This window comes from Paucibacter sp. KBW04, from assembly GCF_003852425.1.
In the GTDB taxonomy this organism is placed as follows: Bacteria; Pseudomonadota; Gammaproteobacteria; order Burkholderiales; family Burkholderiaceae_C; genus Paucibacter_A.
Genome location: NZ_QAJN01000010.1, coordinates 142,278 through 157,831, shown reverse-complemented (window position 1 = coordinate 157,831; position 15,554 = coordinate 142,278). Strand labels below are relative to the sequence as shown.

General features: G+C 60.6%; 14 protein-coding genes. 2 read left to right on the top strand and 12 right to left on the bottom strand.

Annotated features, from left to right (window positions below; all coding sequences use genetic code 11):
- Nucleotides 1-234 precede the first annotated feature (234 nt).
- Both DBR47_RS12755 and DBR47_RS12750 read left to right on the top strand, forming a co-directional pair.
- Nucleotides 235-918 carry a hypothetical protein gene (locus DBR47_RS12755; protein WP_124450597.1) on the top strand — a complete coding sequence of 228 codons (684 nt, stop codon included), beginning with the start codon at nucleotides 235-237 and terminating at the stop codon, nucleotides 916-918.
- 12 nt (nucleotides 919-930) lie between these two features.
- Complete coding sequence (locus DBR47_RS12750) at nucleotides 931-1,875, top strand: hypothetical protein (RefSeq protein WP_124450595.1); 945 nt, start codon at nucleotides 931-933, stop codon at nucleotides 1,873-1,875.
- Nucleotides 1,876-1,935: 60 nt separating this feature from the next.
- Here the strand turns inward: DBR47_RS12750 and DBR47_RS12745 are convergent, their stop codons facing one another.
- The 12 genes from DBR47_RS12745 to nuoI all read right to left on the bottom strand — a co-directional run bounded on the left by DBR47_RS12745 (nucleotide 1,936) and on the right by nuoI (nucleotide 15,551).
- A complete protein-coding gene (locus DBR47_RS12745) occupies nucleotides 1,936-2,586 on the bottom strand; it encodes a pyridoxamine 5'-phosphate oxidase family protein (protein WP_124450593.1) in 651 nt (216 codons plus the stop codon).
- A 129-nt stretch (nucleotides 2,587-2,715) separates the two neighbouring features.
- A complete protein-coding gene (locus DBR47_RS12740; RefSeq protein WP_124450591.1) occupies nucleotides 2,716-5,916 on the bottom strand; it encodes an efflux RND transporter permease subunit in 3,201 nt (1,066 codons plus the stop codon).
- A 6-nt stretch (nucleotides 5,917-5,922) separates the two neighbouring features.
- Complete coding sequence (locus tag DBR47_RS12735; protein ID WP_231512281.1) at nucleotides 5,923-7,071, bottom strand: efflux RND transporter periplasmic adaptor subunit; 1,149 nt, start codon at nucleotides 7,069-7,071, stop codon at nucleotides 5,923-5,925.
- A 254-nt stretch (nucleotides 7,072-7,325) separates the two neighbouring features.
- Nucleotides 7,326-7,886, bottom strand: coding sequence for a DUF1178 family protein (locus DBR47_RS12730; protein WP_124450587.1), 561 nt, complete (start codon nucleotides 7,884-7,886; stop codon nucleotides 7,326-7,328).
- Nucleotides 7,887-7,924: 38 nt separating this feature from the next.
- Nucleotides 7,925-8,521 (bottom strand): NUDIX domain-containing protein, encoded by a 597-nt coding sequence (locus DBR47_RS12725; RefSeq protein WP_124450585.1) that lies wholly within the window; start codon nucleotides 8,519-8,521, stop codon nucleotides 7,925-7,927.
- A complete protein-coding gene (locus DBR47_RS12720; RefSeq protein WP_124450583.1) occupies nucleotides 8,511-8,819 on the bottom strand; it encodes a DUF2818 family protein in 309 nt (102 codons plus the stop codon). Before DBR47_RS12720 ends, DBR47_RS12725 begins: the two co-directional genes overlap by 11 nt.
- 13 nt (nucleotides 8,820-8,832) lie before the next feature.
- Nucleotides 8,833-10,314 (bottom strand): NADH-quinone oxidoreductase subunit NuoN, encoded by a 1,482-nt coding sequence (gene nuoN / locus DBR47_RS12715; protein ID WP_124450581.1) that lies wholly within the window; start codon nucleotides 10,312-10,314, stop codon nucleotides 8,833-8,835.
- Nucleotides 10,315-10,330: 16 nt separating this feature from the next.
- Nucleotides 10,331-11,863, bottom strand: a complete 1,533-nt coding sequence (locus tag DBR47_RS12710) for an NADH-quinone oxidoreductase subunit M (protein WP_124450579.1) — start codon at nucleotides 11,861-11,863, stop codon at nucleotides 10,331-10,333.
- A 21-nt stretch (nucleotides 11,864-11,884) separates the two neighbouring features.
- A complete protein-coding gene (nuoL, locus tag DBR47_RS12705; RefSeq protein WP_124450577.1) occupies nucleotides 11,885-13,942 on the bottom strand; it encodes an NADH-quinone oxidoreductase subunit L in 2,058 nt (685 codons plus the stop codon).
- Between the two features lie 7 nt (nucleotides 13,943-13,949).
- Nucleotides 13,950-14,261 carry an NADH-quinone oxidoreductase subunit NuoK gene (gene nuoK, locus DBR47_RS12700; protein WP_124450575.1) on the bottom strand — a complete coding sequence of 104 codons (312 nt, stop codon included), beginning with the start codon at nucleotides 14,259-14,261 and terminating at the stop codon, nucleotides 13,950-13,952.
- Complete coding sequence (locus tag DBR47_RS12695; RefSeq protein WP_124450573.1) at nucleotides 14,261-14,908, bottom strand: NADH-quinone oxidoreductase subunit J; 648 nt, start codon at nucleotides 14,906-14,908, stop codon at nucleotides 14,261-14,263. Before DBR47_RS12695 ends, nuoK begins: the two co-directional genes overlap by 1 nt.
- A 145-nt stretch (nucleotides 14,909-15,053) precedes the next feature.
- Nucleotides 15,054-15,551: an NADH-quinone oxidoreductase subunit NuoI gene (nuoI, locus tag DBR47_RS12690; RefSeq protein ID WP_124450571.1), complete on the bottom strand. Its 498-nt coding sequence runs from the start codon at nucleotides 15,549-15,551 to the stop codon at nucleotides 15,054-15,056.
- Nucleotides 15,552-15,554 lie beyond the last annotated feature (3 nt).

The following is a 15,554-nucleotide window of genomic DNA, read 5'->3' as shown; positions in this document are numbered from 1 at the left end:
GCTGGGTTCCCTGCAAAGCACCGCACCGAAACACCATCTAGCGACCAGCATGCAATTCGCGGAGCATTGTCAAATTTGCGAAGTTCTGCCAATTCCACTTGATCAAGGGTTTGTCCTCGGCAACTAGCGTCGCAAAGCCCGAAAGAATGCGCCTCATTGAAGCCAAGCTGACACTAGGCACTGCTCTTGCAGGTGCCCTTTTGTTTTCTCAAAACAACAAGAACTGGAGTGAGCATGAGGATCTTGAGGCTGGCACTTGCCTTGGCAATGCTGATGGTCGTGGCGGCTTGTGCAAGCCCCAAGCGCTTGCCCGTCGCTTTATCACCCAAAGCTGTGGATGCAACAGCGGGCCGTATCGGCCTCATGCTGGTTTTGCCAGAAAAACCTGACACATACTTTCCCGGCGCAAGCTGTCTCCTGTGTCTCGCGACTGCAAATCTGATGCATTCGAGCTTGAACGCTTACACAGCCACGCTGTCCAAGGCCGAAGTGCTGGAGATAAAGACCAGCCTGATGGATGTACTCAAAGACAAGAAGTTAGAAGTCATTGAGCTTCCCGACGCCTCCAACTTGGAAGCATTTTCCAATTTGAACGAACCCCAAAAATCGCCTCGAGACTTTTCGACCTTGAAGTCTCGATTCCAGATAGAGCGGCTGATGATTGTTCATATTGAGCAACTGGGCTTTGAGCGAAATTTCAAGGCCTACGTTCCGCAGGGCCTACCATCGGCCACAGTCCAGGGTCAAAGCTATATCGTCAATCTGTCGAGCAATGCATTGGAGTGGTACTTGCCTTTCAGTGTGAAGAAGGTCACCAATAAAAACTGGGACGAGCCCCCCTCCTTTCCAGGTTTAACCAATGCTTATTTCCAAGCGATTGAGGCTGCACGAAAGACCATCGTTACTCCCTTGCAGTAACTCGCTCTGCAAATGACTTGGGTAAGGCTTTTTTCGACGTACGCGAGGAACAAGAGGACGGGTATCTTTGTTCTCGCCCTATCCGTCCTCGGCCTGCACGTCAACGCCAGCGCAGAAGGCGACAAGGAACTCCTGCAAGCCCCCTTGCCAAGTCTGTCTGAATCAAATTGGCAATGGAGCGTTCCCGTCGGCTTTGAATTCCAGCTGAGCGGAGCTGAAGCCAATGACAGCCAAGGTAAACCGGGAACCATGCTCTACCCGGGCGGCAATGGCCTCATCTTTTTAGCCTCGGTAATGACCCATGCTTTGATCAATTCCACGGCGAATCAAGTCAAGGAACAAAGCGCCACACGCCGGGCCAACAAGATCGTGGCTCCGTATCGAGAGTTGCTAAGTCAATTGGATTTGAACTCCTTGATGGGAGACCTCACCACGGCTTGGCCTCCTCTAGGAGAGACTTTTCTGCCAAGCGGAAATGCAAAGCTGAAAAACGATTGGCTCGTTGAGGTGAGACCGGCCTTCGTCTTGGCGGCAGACGCCAGGACGATTTCTGCCCACATTTGGATCGCTTTTTGGCCCAGCTCCGGGTCTGATCGGCCGAAGGCCTTGCGCCAGGTGCAGGTGATGTCCACGCCAATCAAGGCGGAGGTGCCTGAATCTGTCTGGAAGCAGGATGAGGGGAAGCGACTGCGGGCCACACTAGTCGGCTTGGTGGCCGAAGGCTTGGAGATTGGTCTGGCCGATGCATTTGTCGACCCCGCACTACCGCAGCGATCGGTTCCGTTTACCGATGGACGAGAAGACTCGATTGAACGAGGTCAATTCATCAAGAGCGACTGCGGTCGCGTGTTGCTACGAAACTTGCGCGGTTGGCTAATGTCTCTCCCGGCTCGCTCGAATTCAAATTCACAGCCGATGGATGAGCATTGCGCGACCACAACCCAGCGACTGGGTTAACGAGTTGGGCCATCTTGGCGACGGCCATCTGCACTACAACGCGCAGGCCGCGGCCCAAAATCAGTAAAACCCCACTCGGCGCCGATAGCGCTCCGCGCGCTCCTTGTCGTACTGTTCGGCATCAAAGGGCTCGCCGTGAATGGCGCGCATCACCTGCCCCCCAGTGGGCATGCTGGCTGGCGCGACGTGGCGCTGCGGGTCCCAGAGTTGTGAGCGCAGCAAGGCTTTGGAGCACTGGGTATAGGCTTCATCGATGTCGACCAGGATGCCGAGCAAGGGCGGCTTGCCTTCGACGGCGCTGGGCGCCAAGAGCTCGGCATCGGTGGTGAGGGTGGCCCGGCCATTGACGCGAAAAGTGTCGGTGCTGCCTGGCACGACGAAGAGCAGGCCGATATACGGATTGGCCAAGATATTGCGCAGTGAATCCGCAATGCGATTGCCGGGACGCTCGGGCATGAGCAAGGTGCGCTCATCAAGAATGCGCACAAAGCCGACCGGGTCACCACGGGGGCTCAAGTCGCAATGGCCGGCCCGGTCGCTGGTGGCCAAGCACACAAAGGGCGAACGCTCGACGAACAGGCGTGTCATAGCGTTGAGGCGATCGCTGATCTTGCTGCAAACCAAGTCTGTGGGGCTGCCGATCAGGGCGCGCAGCTGCGCCTCGTCACGAATGATCTGGTTTGTGAGCGGGTGTTTTGGATCAGGACTCATGGGCAAGCTTGAGTAGGTGATGGATCTTGGTCAGGACAGCACTGTGGCAATTGAAGCTCGGGTTCCCTGAAAGACAAATGGCGATCAGGAGATCGCCATTTCTTTTCTAAATTCGTCTCGTCCCAGCAATCAGGCCGACTTCACCCGAGGCCCCGTCGCCAAGGCATAGACCTTGGCCAACAAGCGCCACACCAGGCGGACCAAAATCAAGGCCAGAACAGCTTCGACCAAGGTCAGCACAAAGGCCAGGAAGCTGCCCCAACGCGTCTCGCGGCGATGGAACTTGGCGATGGCGCGGTCGCGGGCCTGCTCGATGCTGTCGTAGAAGCTGGGCACGACCAGCAGGGTCAAGAGCGTCGAGGTGATGGTGCCGCCGATGATGGCCACGGCCATGGGGCGGTAGAACTCACCGCCCTCACCCACGCCTATGGCCACCGGCAACATGCCGGCGATCAGGGCGAAGGTGGTCATCAGAATCGGACGCAGGCGCTTGCGGCCAGCTTGCATCAAGGCCTCTTCGCGGTCCACGCCTTCCTTCTCCAGCTGCCGGGCGGCATCCAGCAAGAGGATGGCGTTCTTGGCTACCAAGCCCATCAGCATGATGACGCCGATGAAACTCATCAGATTCAGCGTGCCCTTGGTCATCAGCAAGGCCAGGACCACACCGATCAAGGACAGGGGCAGAGACAGCATCACCGCCAGCGGCGCGGTAAAGGAGCCGAACTGCATCACCAGGATCAGGTACATCAGGCCAATGCCGCTGACCAGGGCAATGCCCATCTCGCCGAAGACCTCTTGCTGATCGCGCGAGGAGCCTTCCAGGTCGATGCCGTAGCCGGGCGGGAAGTTCATTGCCTTGGCGATCTTGACCGCGTCGGCCGTCACCTCGCCGTCGGAACGGCCCTGGGCATTGGCGGCCACGGTGATGGTGCGCTTGCCGTCGGCATGCTGGATCTGCGAGGGGCCGCGCCCCATGCTGACCTTGGCAATCTGCTCCAGCGGCACCATCTGGTTCGCGCCGCTGATGGCGATGGGCAGGCGCTCGATATTGCTCAGGTCCACCCGGTCATCGGGATGCAGGCGCACGGCCACATCGCGGGCCTCGCCGGTGGGGTCCACCCAGTCGCCCACTTCCACACCAGCAAAAGCCACGCGAAGGGAGTTGGCGGCGTCGCCCACCGAGATGCCCAATGAATTCGCCAGACCCCGGTTCAGCTCGATCTGCAACTCGTTCTGCGGATCTTGCTCGGACAAGCCGACGTCCACCGCACCGGGCACGCTGCGCAGCTTGACCATGAAGTCATTGGTGATCTCCAGCAGCTTGCGCGAATCGGGGCCGGAGAAACGGATCTGCACCGGCTTTTGCGCGCCGTTATTGAAGTCATCCAGCACCGTGTACTCGGCGCCCACCAGGGTGGCGATCTTCTTGCGCAGCTCCACGCCGATCTCGATGGCCGAGCGCTTGCGCTTGCTGCTCTTGCCAATGTCCACATAGATGCGACCGCCACCCGGATTCACATAGCTATTGGTCGCCTCGGTCTCTGGGATGCTGCGCGCCAGGATGGCGGCGGATTCCAGCTTGCGGCGTGAATACTCCAGATTGCTGCTGGCAGGCGTGCGCACATCGATGGCCAGCATGCCGTTGTCCGAGGAAGGCAGGAAGCTGGAGCCACCCAATTTGGCTTGCAAGACGATTGCGCCCACCAGGCTGGCCACGGCAAACACAGCCATCCAGCGACGATGGTGCAAGGCCCAGGCGATCACATGGCCATAGCGGTCGCTTTGGTGGTCAAACCAGGTGTTGAAACGGGCCAACTGCTTGCTAATGCCGGTCTTGGGCGCTTCGTGGTGACCCGGTGGGTCGCCCCAGTAGGCCGAGAGCATGGGGTCGAGCGTGAAGGAGATGAACAAGCTCACCAGCACCGAGGCCACCACGGTCAGGGCAAAAGGCCGGAACCATTCGCCCGAGATGCCGGGCATAAAAGCCACGGGAATGAACACCGCCACGATGGAAAAAGTGGTGGCCGCCACGGCCAGGCCGATCTCGGCCGTGCCCTCAAGCGCGGCGGTACGGCGATCCGAGCCGCGTTCCATATGGCGAACGATGTTCTCGCGCACCACGATGGCGTCGTCGATCAGCACGCCGATGGCCAGAGACAGGCCCAACAAGCTCATGAAGTTGAGCGTGAAGCCGCACAGCCAGACGGCGATAAAGGCCGCGATCACCGAGGTCGGCAGGCTGAGCGCCGTGATCAGGGTCGAGCGCCAGGAATTGAGGAAGACGTACACCACAAAAATCGTCAGACCCGCGCCAAAGACCAGGGCGTGGATGACGTTGTTGAGATTGTCTTCGGCCTCCTTGCCGCCGTCCCGGGTCACCTCCAAGGTGGTGCCGGGAGGCAGGCCGGCGCTGATCTCCTCGGTCAGCTTGCGCACCTTGTTAGCGACGGTGACGGTCGAAGCATCGCGGGCACGGTTGATGGACATGCCCACATTGGGGTGACCATTGCGCACGCTGAAGCTATTCACCTCGGCAAAGCCGTCGGCAATGCTGGCAACCTGGCCCAGACGAATGACCTCGCTGCCACTGCGCTTGATGACGATTTGCTGGAACTCCGAAGGGTTCTCGATGCGGCCCAGCAGGCGGATGCTTTGATCCTCCAGGCCACCACGTACCTTGCCCACGGGGGCGGTGACGTTCTGGCTGCGCAGCGCGGCCACCACCTCGGTCACCGAGACGTTGTACTCGCGAAGCTTCTCGGCCCGCAGCAAGACGCTCAGCTCACGCTTGAGTGCGCCGTTGACATTGACCACCGAGACACCAGGGATGCCGCGAAACTTGTCGGCCAGCTTGTCCTCGGCCAGGCGCGAAATCTCGGCATGGCTGAGCGAAGTGCTGGACAGGGCCAGCTGCATGACGGGCTCGGCGCTGGGGTCGATGCGCTCGATCACCGGCTCGCGGATCTCGGTCGGCAGCTTGTAGCGCACGGTCGAGATGGCATTGCGCACCTCGTCCGAGGCCTCGATCATGTTCTTATTGAAATTGAAGATCAGAAAGAGGCTGGCATTGCCCTCGCCGGCGGTCGAGCGCACCCGGTCGATGCCCGAGATGCTTTGTAGAGATTTCTCGATGCGGTTGATGACCTCGCGCTCCACCGTCTCGGGTGAGGCGCCGGGATAGTTGATGTTGACGACTAGGAAAGGCTGTTGAACATCAGGGATTTGATTGACGCGCAGCTTCTTGAGCGCCAAGAGCCCCAAGCACATCAAGGAGATGATGATGACGATGGCCGCGATGGGCTTTTTGATGGCGAAGTCGGACAGGAACATGGCGACTCACTTCCCCGACGCAGTAGAGGAAGCCGCGGGCTTGACCACGGAAGCCGCATTCACCGGCGGCGTGGCCACCAGCTTGACCGCCTGACCGTCTTTGAGATTGGAGCCCGGGCTGCGCAGCACCTGGTCGCCTTCATTCAAGCCATTGCGCACCGCATATTCGCCGCGCCTGGCGTCACGCTCGCCCAGGTCCAGCTTGACCTTGGCCAGCTTGCCGTCTTTGACGCGCCAGGCATAGGCCTCGTCACCCGAACGCAGCAGCGAGGCTTCGGGCAGCATCAGGCTGCGCACCGTGCCCGACTCGACCCGGCCTTCGGCATACAGGCCGGCCACATCGGGGCCCTTGCCATCGGCGAAATCCACCAAGACTTCGACCTGACGGCTGGTGGCATTGGCCGCCGCATCGACGCGGCGAATCTTGCCGACGAACTCGCTTTGCGAGTAGCCGTTGACGCGGAAGTTGACCTGCTGGCCCACCTTCAATTCATGCATGCGATCGGCCGAGACCAGGCCCTCAAAGCGCATGCTGCGGGGGTCGATCACCTTGACCAATTCCTTGCCAACCTGGGCCGTGTCGCCGATGGAAACCTTGCGCTCGCTGACCACGCCGTCGAAAGGTGCGCGCACCTCGGTGCGTTGCAGCAATTGGCGGGCCGTGACCACCCGAGCCTTGGCCGCCACCAGATCGCTTTGCGCGCCATTGCGGCGCAGCTCGGCATCCTCCAAGGCTTGCAAGGAGCTCATGCCCTGAGCCTGCAAGGTCTTGAGGCGTTGGTACTGGCGCTCGGCCTGCTCAAAAGTCTGGGCCGAGGCGCGGGCGGCTTCATCGGCCGAGGCCAGGCCGTCGCGGATGGAGGTGTCGTCCAGGCGCACCAGGAGTTCGCCCTTTTTCACCTGCTGGCCGTTTTCCTTCAGCACCTGCTGGACCACGGCCGAAACCTCGGCGCGCAAATCGGCGCGCTTCTCGGGCTGGATGGAGCCGGTGATCACCGGGCCCACGGCATAGGCGCCGACGCTCATATGGCGCAAGTCTTCCGGCGCAATCTGCAAGGGCTCGGTGGTGGCGGCTGCCTCGGTCTTGGCCTTGTCCTTGCCACAGGCCGTCAAGCTCAGAGCGACAGCACAGGTGAGCGCTGTTGCCAGGGCCAAGCGTAGGGGGCCTTGTGTGAATCGAAGAGAGGAAGACGGCGAAGGGGCACGCAACATCGAAGGGACTCCAGAACAGGGCGATCTTTTGGGAAGCGCGCCAGCTTATCCTGAAACCAAGCCCCTGCCGTTGGTCATGTTGCCACTCTTCATCCGCCCTTCAGATTGCCGCCCTGGCCGGGCCGTGCAGGCGATCAAGGGGCAGAAATTACGGGTGGATTACCAACAAAAAGTAGCGCCCGAGGGGAGACCGCCAACTACTGCAGCGGGCCCTTATGCCCGAGGGCCGAGGGCAAGGCGATGACGGAGATACCTTCGTCCTCCAACGCCGCGGCCTCATCCATCGTGGCTTGGCCACGGATGTCGCGTTCCGGCGACTCACCATAGTGAATGCGGCGAGCCTCCTCGGCAAACTGGGTGCCGACGTCCTCGGTATTGGCTATCACCTGCTGCACCGCCTGCATCAGCTTGGCCTGCAAAACCTGCAACTGCTCGCGCGGATCCAGCCCGGCCTCGATGGGCTGCAAGGCGGCTGGAGGCGCGGGCGCAGCCAGGGCCGGCGCAGAGAGTTTTGAGCCCGCTGCCGCGGCAGCGCCCTGCTCTGCGCGCTTTGCCTCCCGGCGGGCCGGTGCTGGCGCTTCCTGACGCAGATGGGATACGTTCAGATGAGGTGCGCTGGGCATGCGCTTGACCTTGGCATCGGCGCAGACGGGGCAGCTCAGCAGGCCACGTTCGGTCTGAGACTGAAAATCGCCGTGGGAGCCAAACCAACCTTCAAAACGATGGTCTAAGCTGCAAGCCAGATTGAGAACCAGCATGAGGGAGTGTTTGGAATTGGGCCGGGATCAGCAGGGTTTCAAGCAGCCGCTTGCCAGTTCAGCGCCCAGGCGCCGTTTTGCCAACGGCTCAGCCACAGCAGGCCGACCAGGGTTTTGGCATCGGTGAGTTCGCCCTGGGCGGAGTAACGCTCCAGTTCCTCGACGCTATGCGTCACCAGGTCCAGAAACTCGCCTTCATCCAGCGCCTGCTTGCCGGCGCTCAGGCCGCGGGCAAAAAAGATTTCTATGCCTTCATCCGAATAGGCGATGGCGTTGTGCAAGACACCGGCATGGGCCCATTCGCGGGCCCGATAACCGGTCTCTTCCAGCAGCTCGCGCTGCGCGCAATGCAGGGGGACCTCACCGGCATCCAGCTTGCCCGCTGGGAACTCCAGCATCACGCGGCCCATGGGGTAGCGGAATTGGCGCTCCAGGAGCAGGCGGCCATCGTCCAGCAGGGGAACAATCATCACCGCGCCGGGATGACGTATGAACTCGCGGGTAGCAGTCTTGCCGTCGGGCAAACGAACCGTGTCGCGTTGCACCTTCAAAAAGGAGCCGCTGAACACCGTGTCTTGCTGCAGGGCCTGCTCACGCAGGTGCAGATCCTCGGCCACCGGCTTTTCAATCGGCATGCCGACCTCGGCGCAGATAACGCCAGACAAAGCCGGGGAAGCCCAGGGTCACGAAGAGGCAGGCGGCAGCGGCGTAGAACTCCCAGCCCTGCGGCTGGCGTTGGCCGATGCGGGCCTCCAGCGCAAAACCCAGGCCCAAGCAGGCCAGGGCCAGCAGCACAAGCTCCAGCAAACGCCAGGCCACAGACTTGGGGCTTTGCAGCGGGCCGAAGAACAGCACCCGCTCGCTGAAGTAAGGCAGATTGGCCGCCGCCACGGCGGCCAATAACACCAACCAAACGGCTGCGCTCTGATCCATCGTGGGTCCGGCTTTAGGTGGCCAAGGTCTTGACGATGGCTTGAGCGCACCAGGCCATCAGGCCGCCAGGCAGCAGACCGAAGACCAGCACGGCCACGCCGTTCAGGCTCATCACCACGCGCACATCGGTGGGGGCACCCAGGGGCGAGCTGTCGGTGGGCTCGTCAAAGAACATCACCTTGATGACGCGCAGATAGTAGTAGGCACCGATCAGGGAGACCACCACGGCTGCGATGGCCAGCATCAGGTAGAGCGGATTGTTGGTCGAGATCATGGCTTGCAGCACCGACAGCTTGGCGTAGAAGCCAGCCGTAGGCGGAATACCCGCCAGCGACAGCATGAAGATGGTCATGACGGCGGCGTACCAGGGGCTGCGCTTGGCCAGACCGGCCATGTCTTTGATCTCTTCGGCTTCGTGACCCTGGCGCGAGAGCAGCAAGATCATGCCGAAGCTGCCCAGCGTCGTCATCACATAGGTGACGGCGTAGAACATGGCCGAGCTGTAGGCGTTGGCAGCCGACAAGGTGTTGTCGTTGACCACGCCCGAGGCCAGGCCCAGGAGCATGAAGCCCATCTGCGCGATGGTCGAGTAGGCCAGCATGCGCTTCAGATTGGTCTGCGCGATCGCCGCCAAGTTACCGACCAGCAGCGAGGCGATGGCCAGCACGATCAACATCTGCTGCCAGTCGACGGCCAGGCCAATCATGCCTTCCACCAGCAGGCGGATGGTGATGGCGAAGGCTGCCAGCTTGGGCGCAGCGCCGATCAGCAGGGTCGTTGCCGTGGGCGCGCCGTGATAGACGTCGGGCACCCACATATGGAAGGGAGCAGCACCCAGCTTGAAGGCCAGGCCGGCCACCACAAAGACCACGCCGAACACCAGCACGGACTTGTTGGCTTCACCCAGGCTGATCACTTCGAACACGCGTGGAATCGACAGCGAACCGGTAGCGCCATACATCATGGACAGGCCGTAGAGCAAGAAGCCGCTGGCCAGAGCGCCCAGCACAAAGTACTTCATCGCCGCTTCGGTCGCGTTCGCGTTGTCGCGACGCAAGGCCACCAAGGCGTAGAGCGACAAGCTCATCAGCTCCAGGCCCAGGTACACAACCAGGAAGTTATTGGCCGAGACCATCACGCTGATACCCAGCATGGAGAACAGCGTCAGGGTGAACAACTCACCTTTGAGCATCTCGCGCGAGGCAGCATAAGGGCGGGCATAGACCAGGGTCACGATGGTGGCCACACAGGCGAAGAATGCCAGCAGATGCCCCATGGGGTCGGCCACCACCATGCCTTGCATGGCGTAGACGGTCAGGCCGTCATGGAAGTAGCTCAGGTGGATAGCCCCCACCAAGCCCAGCGTCAGCTGAGTCAGCCAATAGGTCGGGCGACGGGCTGGGTCGGTGACCCACAGATCCACCATGGCCACCACGCAAGTCATGGCCAGAAGAATGATTTCGGGATAAACCGCGAGCCAATTCATATTGTTCATTTGTTCCTGGCCCCTCTCAGTTGGCAGTCGGCTGGGCCGACGTTTCAGTCACGGCGGGGGCCGCGGGTTGGACCAGCACCGGCAGCTTGGACGTGCCCACATGCTGGAGCAAATGGCTGACCGACTTGTCCATCACGTCGGTGAAGGGCTTGGGATAGATGCCCATCCACAGCACGGCAATCGCCAGCACCGCCATCATCAGGAATTCACGTGCGTTAATGTCCTTCAGCGCCTTGACGTTGTCGTTCGTCACCGGGCCGAAGTAAACACGCTTGTACATCCACAGCGAATAGGCCGCGCCGAAGATCAGGGCCGTCGCGGCAATCGCGCCCAGCCAGAAGCTGTACTTGACGGTGCCCAGAATCACCATCCACTCACCGACGAAACCGGCGGTGGCAGGCAGGCCGCAATTGGCCATGGTGAAGAACAGAGCAAAGGCTGCGAACTTGGGCATGGTGTTGACCACGCCACCGTAGGCCGCGATTTCACGCGAGTGAACGCGGTCGTAGAGCACGCCGATGGACAGGAACATGGCGCCCGACACAAAGCCGTGCGAGATCATCTGCACCAGGCCGCCAGACACGCCCAGCTCGTTGAAGATGAAGAAGCCCAGGGTGACGAAACCCATGTGCGCGATGGAGGAGTAAGCCACCAGCTTCTTCATGTCCTGCTGCACCAGGGCCACCAGACCGATGTAAACCACACCGATCAAAGACATGGCAATGATCAGCCAAGACCAGTGGTGTGCGGCATCGGGCGCGATGGGCAGGGAGAAACGCAGGAAGCCATAGGCACCCAGCTTCAGCATGATGGCGGCCAGCACGACGGAGCCGCCGGTGGGCGCTTCCACGTGGGCGTCCGGCAGCCAGGTGTGCACCGGCCACATCGGCACCTTGACCGAGAACGCGGCCAGGAAGGCGAAGAACAGCAGGGTCTGCGTGCTCATCGGCAGCGGCAGCTTGTGCCAGGTCTGGATGTCAAAGCTGCCACCTGAACTGAAGTACAGGTAGAGCAAGGCGATCAGCATCAAGAGCGAACCGGCCAGGGTGTAGAGGAAGAACTTGAAGGCCGCGTAAACCCGACGCGGGCCACCCCAGACGCCGATGATGATGTACATCGGGATCAGGGTCGCTTCGAAGAAGACGTAGAACAGCAGGCCGTCCAGGGCCGAGAACACGCCGATCATCAGACCGGACAGCACCAGGAAGGCACCCATGTACTGGTTGACGCGCTTCTCGATGACTTCCCAGGCAGCGATGACCACGATCACCGTGATAAAGGCCGTCAGCGGCACAAACCACATGGAGATGCCGTCCACCCCGAGGTGGTAGCGCACATTGAAGCGCTCGATCCAGGGCTGGTTCTCCACAAACTGCATGGCAGCCGTGGAGGTATCAAAACCGCCAATCAGAGGCAGCGTGACGGCAAAGCTTGCCAGGGCGGCAATCAAGGCCAGCCAACGCACGGCCTTGGCCTGATCGTCACGGCCCAGTGCCAGAAGCACCAGCCCGCAAACGATGGGCAGAAAAATCGAAAGACTAAGCAACATATTTCTTTTCTCCGCCGCGTGTCACAGGCCCAGACCCAGGAGGGCCTTGAGTTGGGGGCCGATGAAGGGCCACAACTGCCAAGTCATCAAGCCAATCACACCCAGCATCATCACCAGGGCGTACCAGTACAGATGGCCTGTTTGCACCAGTCGAACCAGGCCGGCGACACCGCCGACGGTACGCGCCGAACCGTTCACCAGCACGCCGTCGATCAGGGCAACGTCGCCACCCTTCCAGAAGGCCAGGCCCAGACCGCGAGCCAGCTTGGCCAGCACGTTCTCGTTGAACCAGTCCATGTAGTACTTGTTCTCCAGCACCACAGCCAGGGGACGCAGCACGCGTGCCAAGGTCGCGGGGATGACAGGCGCCACCATATAGAAGACATAGGCCGTCACCACACCACCCAGGGCCAGCCAGAAAGGCAGACTCTGCAAGCCGTGCAAGGCCATGGCCCAAGCACCGTGGAAGTGATGCTCCAACTCATGCATGGCGGGGTGCAAGGTCTCGTTGACGAAGATGGAGGACTTGAAGAAGTCGCCAAACAACATGGCATCAATCGTCAGATAACCGATAGCCACCGAAGGAATGGCCAGCAGGACCAGCGGCGCCGTCACCACCCAAGGCGATTCGTGCGGCACATGGGGCTCATGGTGACCGTGGTCATCATGATGGTCATGCTCGCCGGGGAATGGCTTGTGGCGGAAGTTCTCCTTGCCATGGAAGACCAGGAAGTACATGCGGAAGCTGTAGAAGGCGGTGACAAACACACCGGCCACTACGGCAAAGTAAGCAAAGCTTGCGCCGGGCAAATTGCTGGCGTGCACAGCCAAGATGATGCTGTCCTTGGAGTAGAAACCCGAGAACAAAGGCGTGCCGATCAGAGCCAGCGAACCCAGCAAGGAAGTGATCCAGGTGATGGGCATGTATTTGCGCAGGCCGCCCATATTGCGGATGTCCTGGTCATGGTGCATGCCGATGATGACCGAGCCCGCGCCGAGGAACAGCAGCGCCTTGAAGAAGGCGTGCGTCATCAGGTGGAAGACGGCGACCGAGTAGGCCGACACACCCAGGGCCACGGTCATATAGCCCAGCTGCGACAAGGTCGAGTAAGCCACGACGCGCTTGATGTCGTTCTGGATGATGCCCATGAAGCCCATGAACAGTGCGGTGATGGCACCGATGACCAGCACGAAGTTCAGCGCGGTGTCCGAGAGCTCGAACAAGGGGCTCATGCGCGAGACCATGAAGATGCCGGCCGTCACCATGGTGGCGGCATGGATCAGCGCGGAGATAGGCGTCGGGCCTTCCATCGAGTCCGGCAGCCAGACGTGCAGAGGGAACTGCGCGCTCTTGCCCATGGCGCCGATGAACAAGCAGATACAAGCCACCGACAACATCATCCAATCACTGCCCCACAGCGGGGCGGTGAAGGCGATTTGAGCCAGCTCGTCCTTCTTGGCGAACACTTCGCCGTAGTTCAGCGAGCCGCTGTAAGCCACCAGCAGGCCGATGCCCAGGATGAAGCCAAAGTCACCCACGCGGTTGACCAAGAAGGCCTTCATATTGGCGAAGATGGCGGTCGGCTTGGTGTACCAGAAACCGATCAGCAGATAGGACACCAGGCCCACGGCTTCCCAGCCGAAGAACAGCTGCAGCATGTTATTGCTCATGACGAGCATCAACATGGAGAAGGTGAACAGCGAGATATAGCTGAAGAAGCGCTGATAGCCCGGGTCTTCTTCCATATAGCCGATGGTGTAGATGTGCACCATCAGGGACACAAAGGTCACCACGCACATCATCATGGCCGTCAGGCCGTCGACCAGGAAGCCGACTTCCATCTTCAGGCCGCCCACCACCATCCATTCGTAAATGGTCTGGTTGAAGTGAGCGCCGTCATTGACGACGGCATTGAGCGTCATCACCGAGATGATGAAAGAAATCAGGACGCCGAGAATGGTGACGCTGTGGGCGCCACGGCGGCCCACTTGCTTGCCGAAGAAGCCGGCCACCACCGCGCCGACCAGCGGCGCCATGGGCACCGCCAGCAGCATGTTTTGAGAGAGTTGTGCAGACATATGGCGATCAGCCCTTCAGCGCGTCAAGTTCATCGACATTGATGGTGGCGCGGTTACGGAACAGCACGACGAGAATGGCCAAGCCAATCGCCGACTCCGCCGCGGCCACGGTCAGGATGAAGAACACAAACACCTGACCTGCCATATCGCCCAGATAGTGGGAGAAGGCCACGAAGTTCAGATTGACCGCCAGAAGCATCAACTCGATCGCCATCAGCAGCACGATCAGGTTCTTGCGGTTCATGAAAATACCGACCACCGACAGGGCGAACAAAATCGCGCCCAGGGTCAGGAAATGGCCCAGAGTAATTGCAGCCATCATGCAGCTCCCTTATTGTTCTCGGCGGCCGCTGCATCGGCAGCAGGCACTTCAACGGTCGGCGCCATCTTGATGATGCGCAGTCGGTCGGCCTTCTTGGTGCGGACCTGCACGCCGGCGTCCTGGCTGCGCGAGTCCTTGCGCTCACGCAAGGTCAAGGCGATGGCAGCGATGATGGCCACCAGCAGCAACACTGCCGCGATTTCCAGCGGGTACAGATACTGGGTGTAGATCGCGATGCCCAGCAGCTTGCTATTGCCCATTTGCAGGGCCACAGCGCTGGCTTCGGGGGCCGCGTTCAGTCGGAAGCCGCCCATCAGCACAAAGGACATTTCCAGCGCGGCAAAGGCACCCACCAAGCCGGCCAGCGGCAGATGGCGCCAGAAACCTTGGCGTACCTTGTCGCTATTGATGTCCAACATCATCACGACGAAAAGGAACAGCACCATGACGGCGCCGATATAGACCAGGACCAGGGTGATGGCCAGGAACTCGGCCTTCAACAGCATCCAGATACAAGCGGCATTGAAGAAGCCCAGGATCAGGAACAGTGCGGCATGCACGGTGCTTTGCGCCGTGATGACCCGGAAGGCCGAACCCAGCAACACGGCTGAGAACAGGTAGAACAGAACGGTGGTGATTTCCATGCGATTCCTGCAAATACGTCACTCAGGGATTGGAGTCGTCCGCCGGGCCGCCCCAAGGACGACGCTTGCAGATGTGAAGGTCGGCCCATGCCGGCCTTCATCTGCGTCCCCTCGGGGGACCGGCCGGGTACTCCCGGACGAGAGGTCAACGATATTTGGCATCGGCCTCCTTTTGGGCAGCGATCTGGGGCTCGTAACGATCACCCACCGCCAGGAGCATGTCCTTGGTGAAGTAGAGGTCACCGCGCTTTTCGCCGTGGTACTCAAAAATATTGGTCTCGACGATCGAGTCCACCGGGCAGCTCTCTTCGCAGAAGCCGCAGAAGATGCACTTGGTCAGATCGATGTCGTAGCGGGTGGTGCGGCGCGAACCGTCATCCCGCACTTCGGACTCGATGGTGATGGCCATGGCCGGGCAAACGGCCTCACAGAGCTTGCAGGCGATGCAACGCTCTTCGCCGTTCTCATAGCGGCGCAAGGCATGCAGACCACGGAAGCGAGGCGACAGCGGCGTCTTCTCTTCCGGGAATTGCACGGTGATATTGCGCGAGAAAAAGTGCCGGCCGGTTAGGGCCATGCCTTTGAACAGCTCAAGAAGCATGAAGCTCTTGAGCGTGTCTTTGAAGGAGCTCACTGCAGACATGGG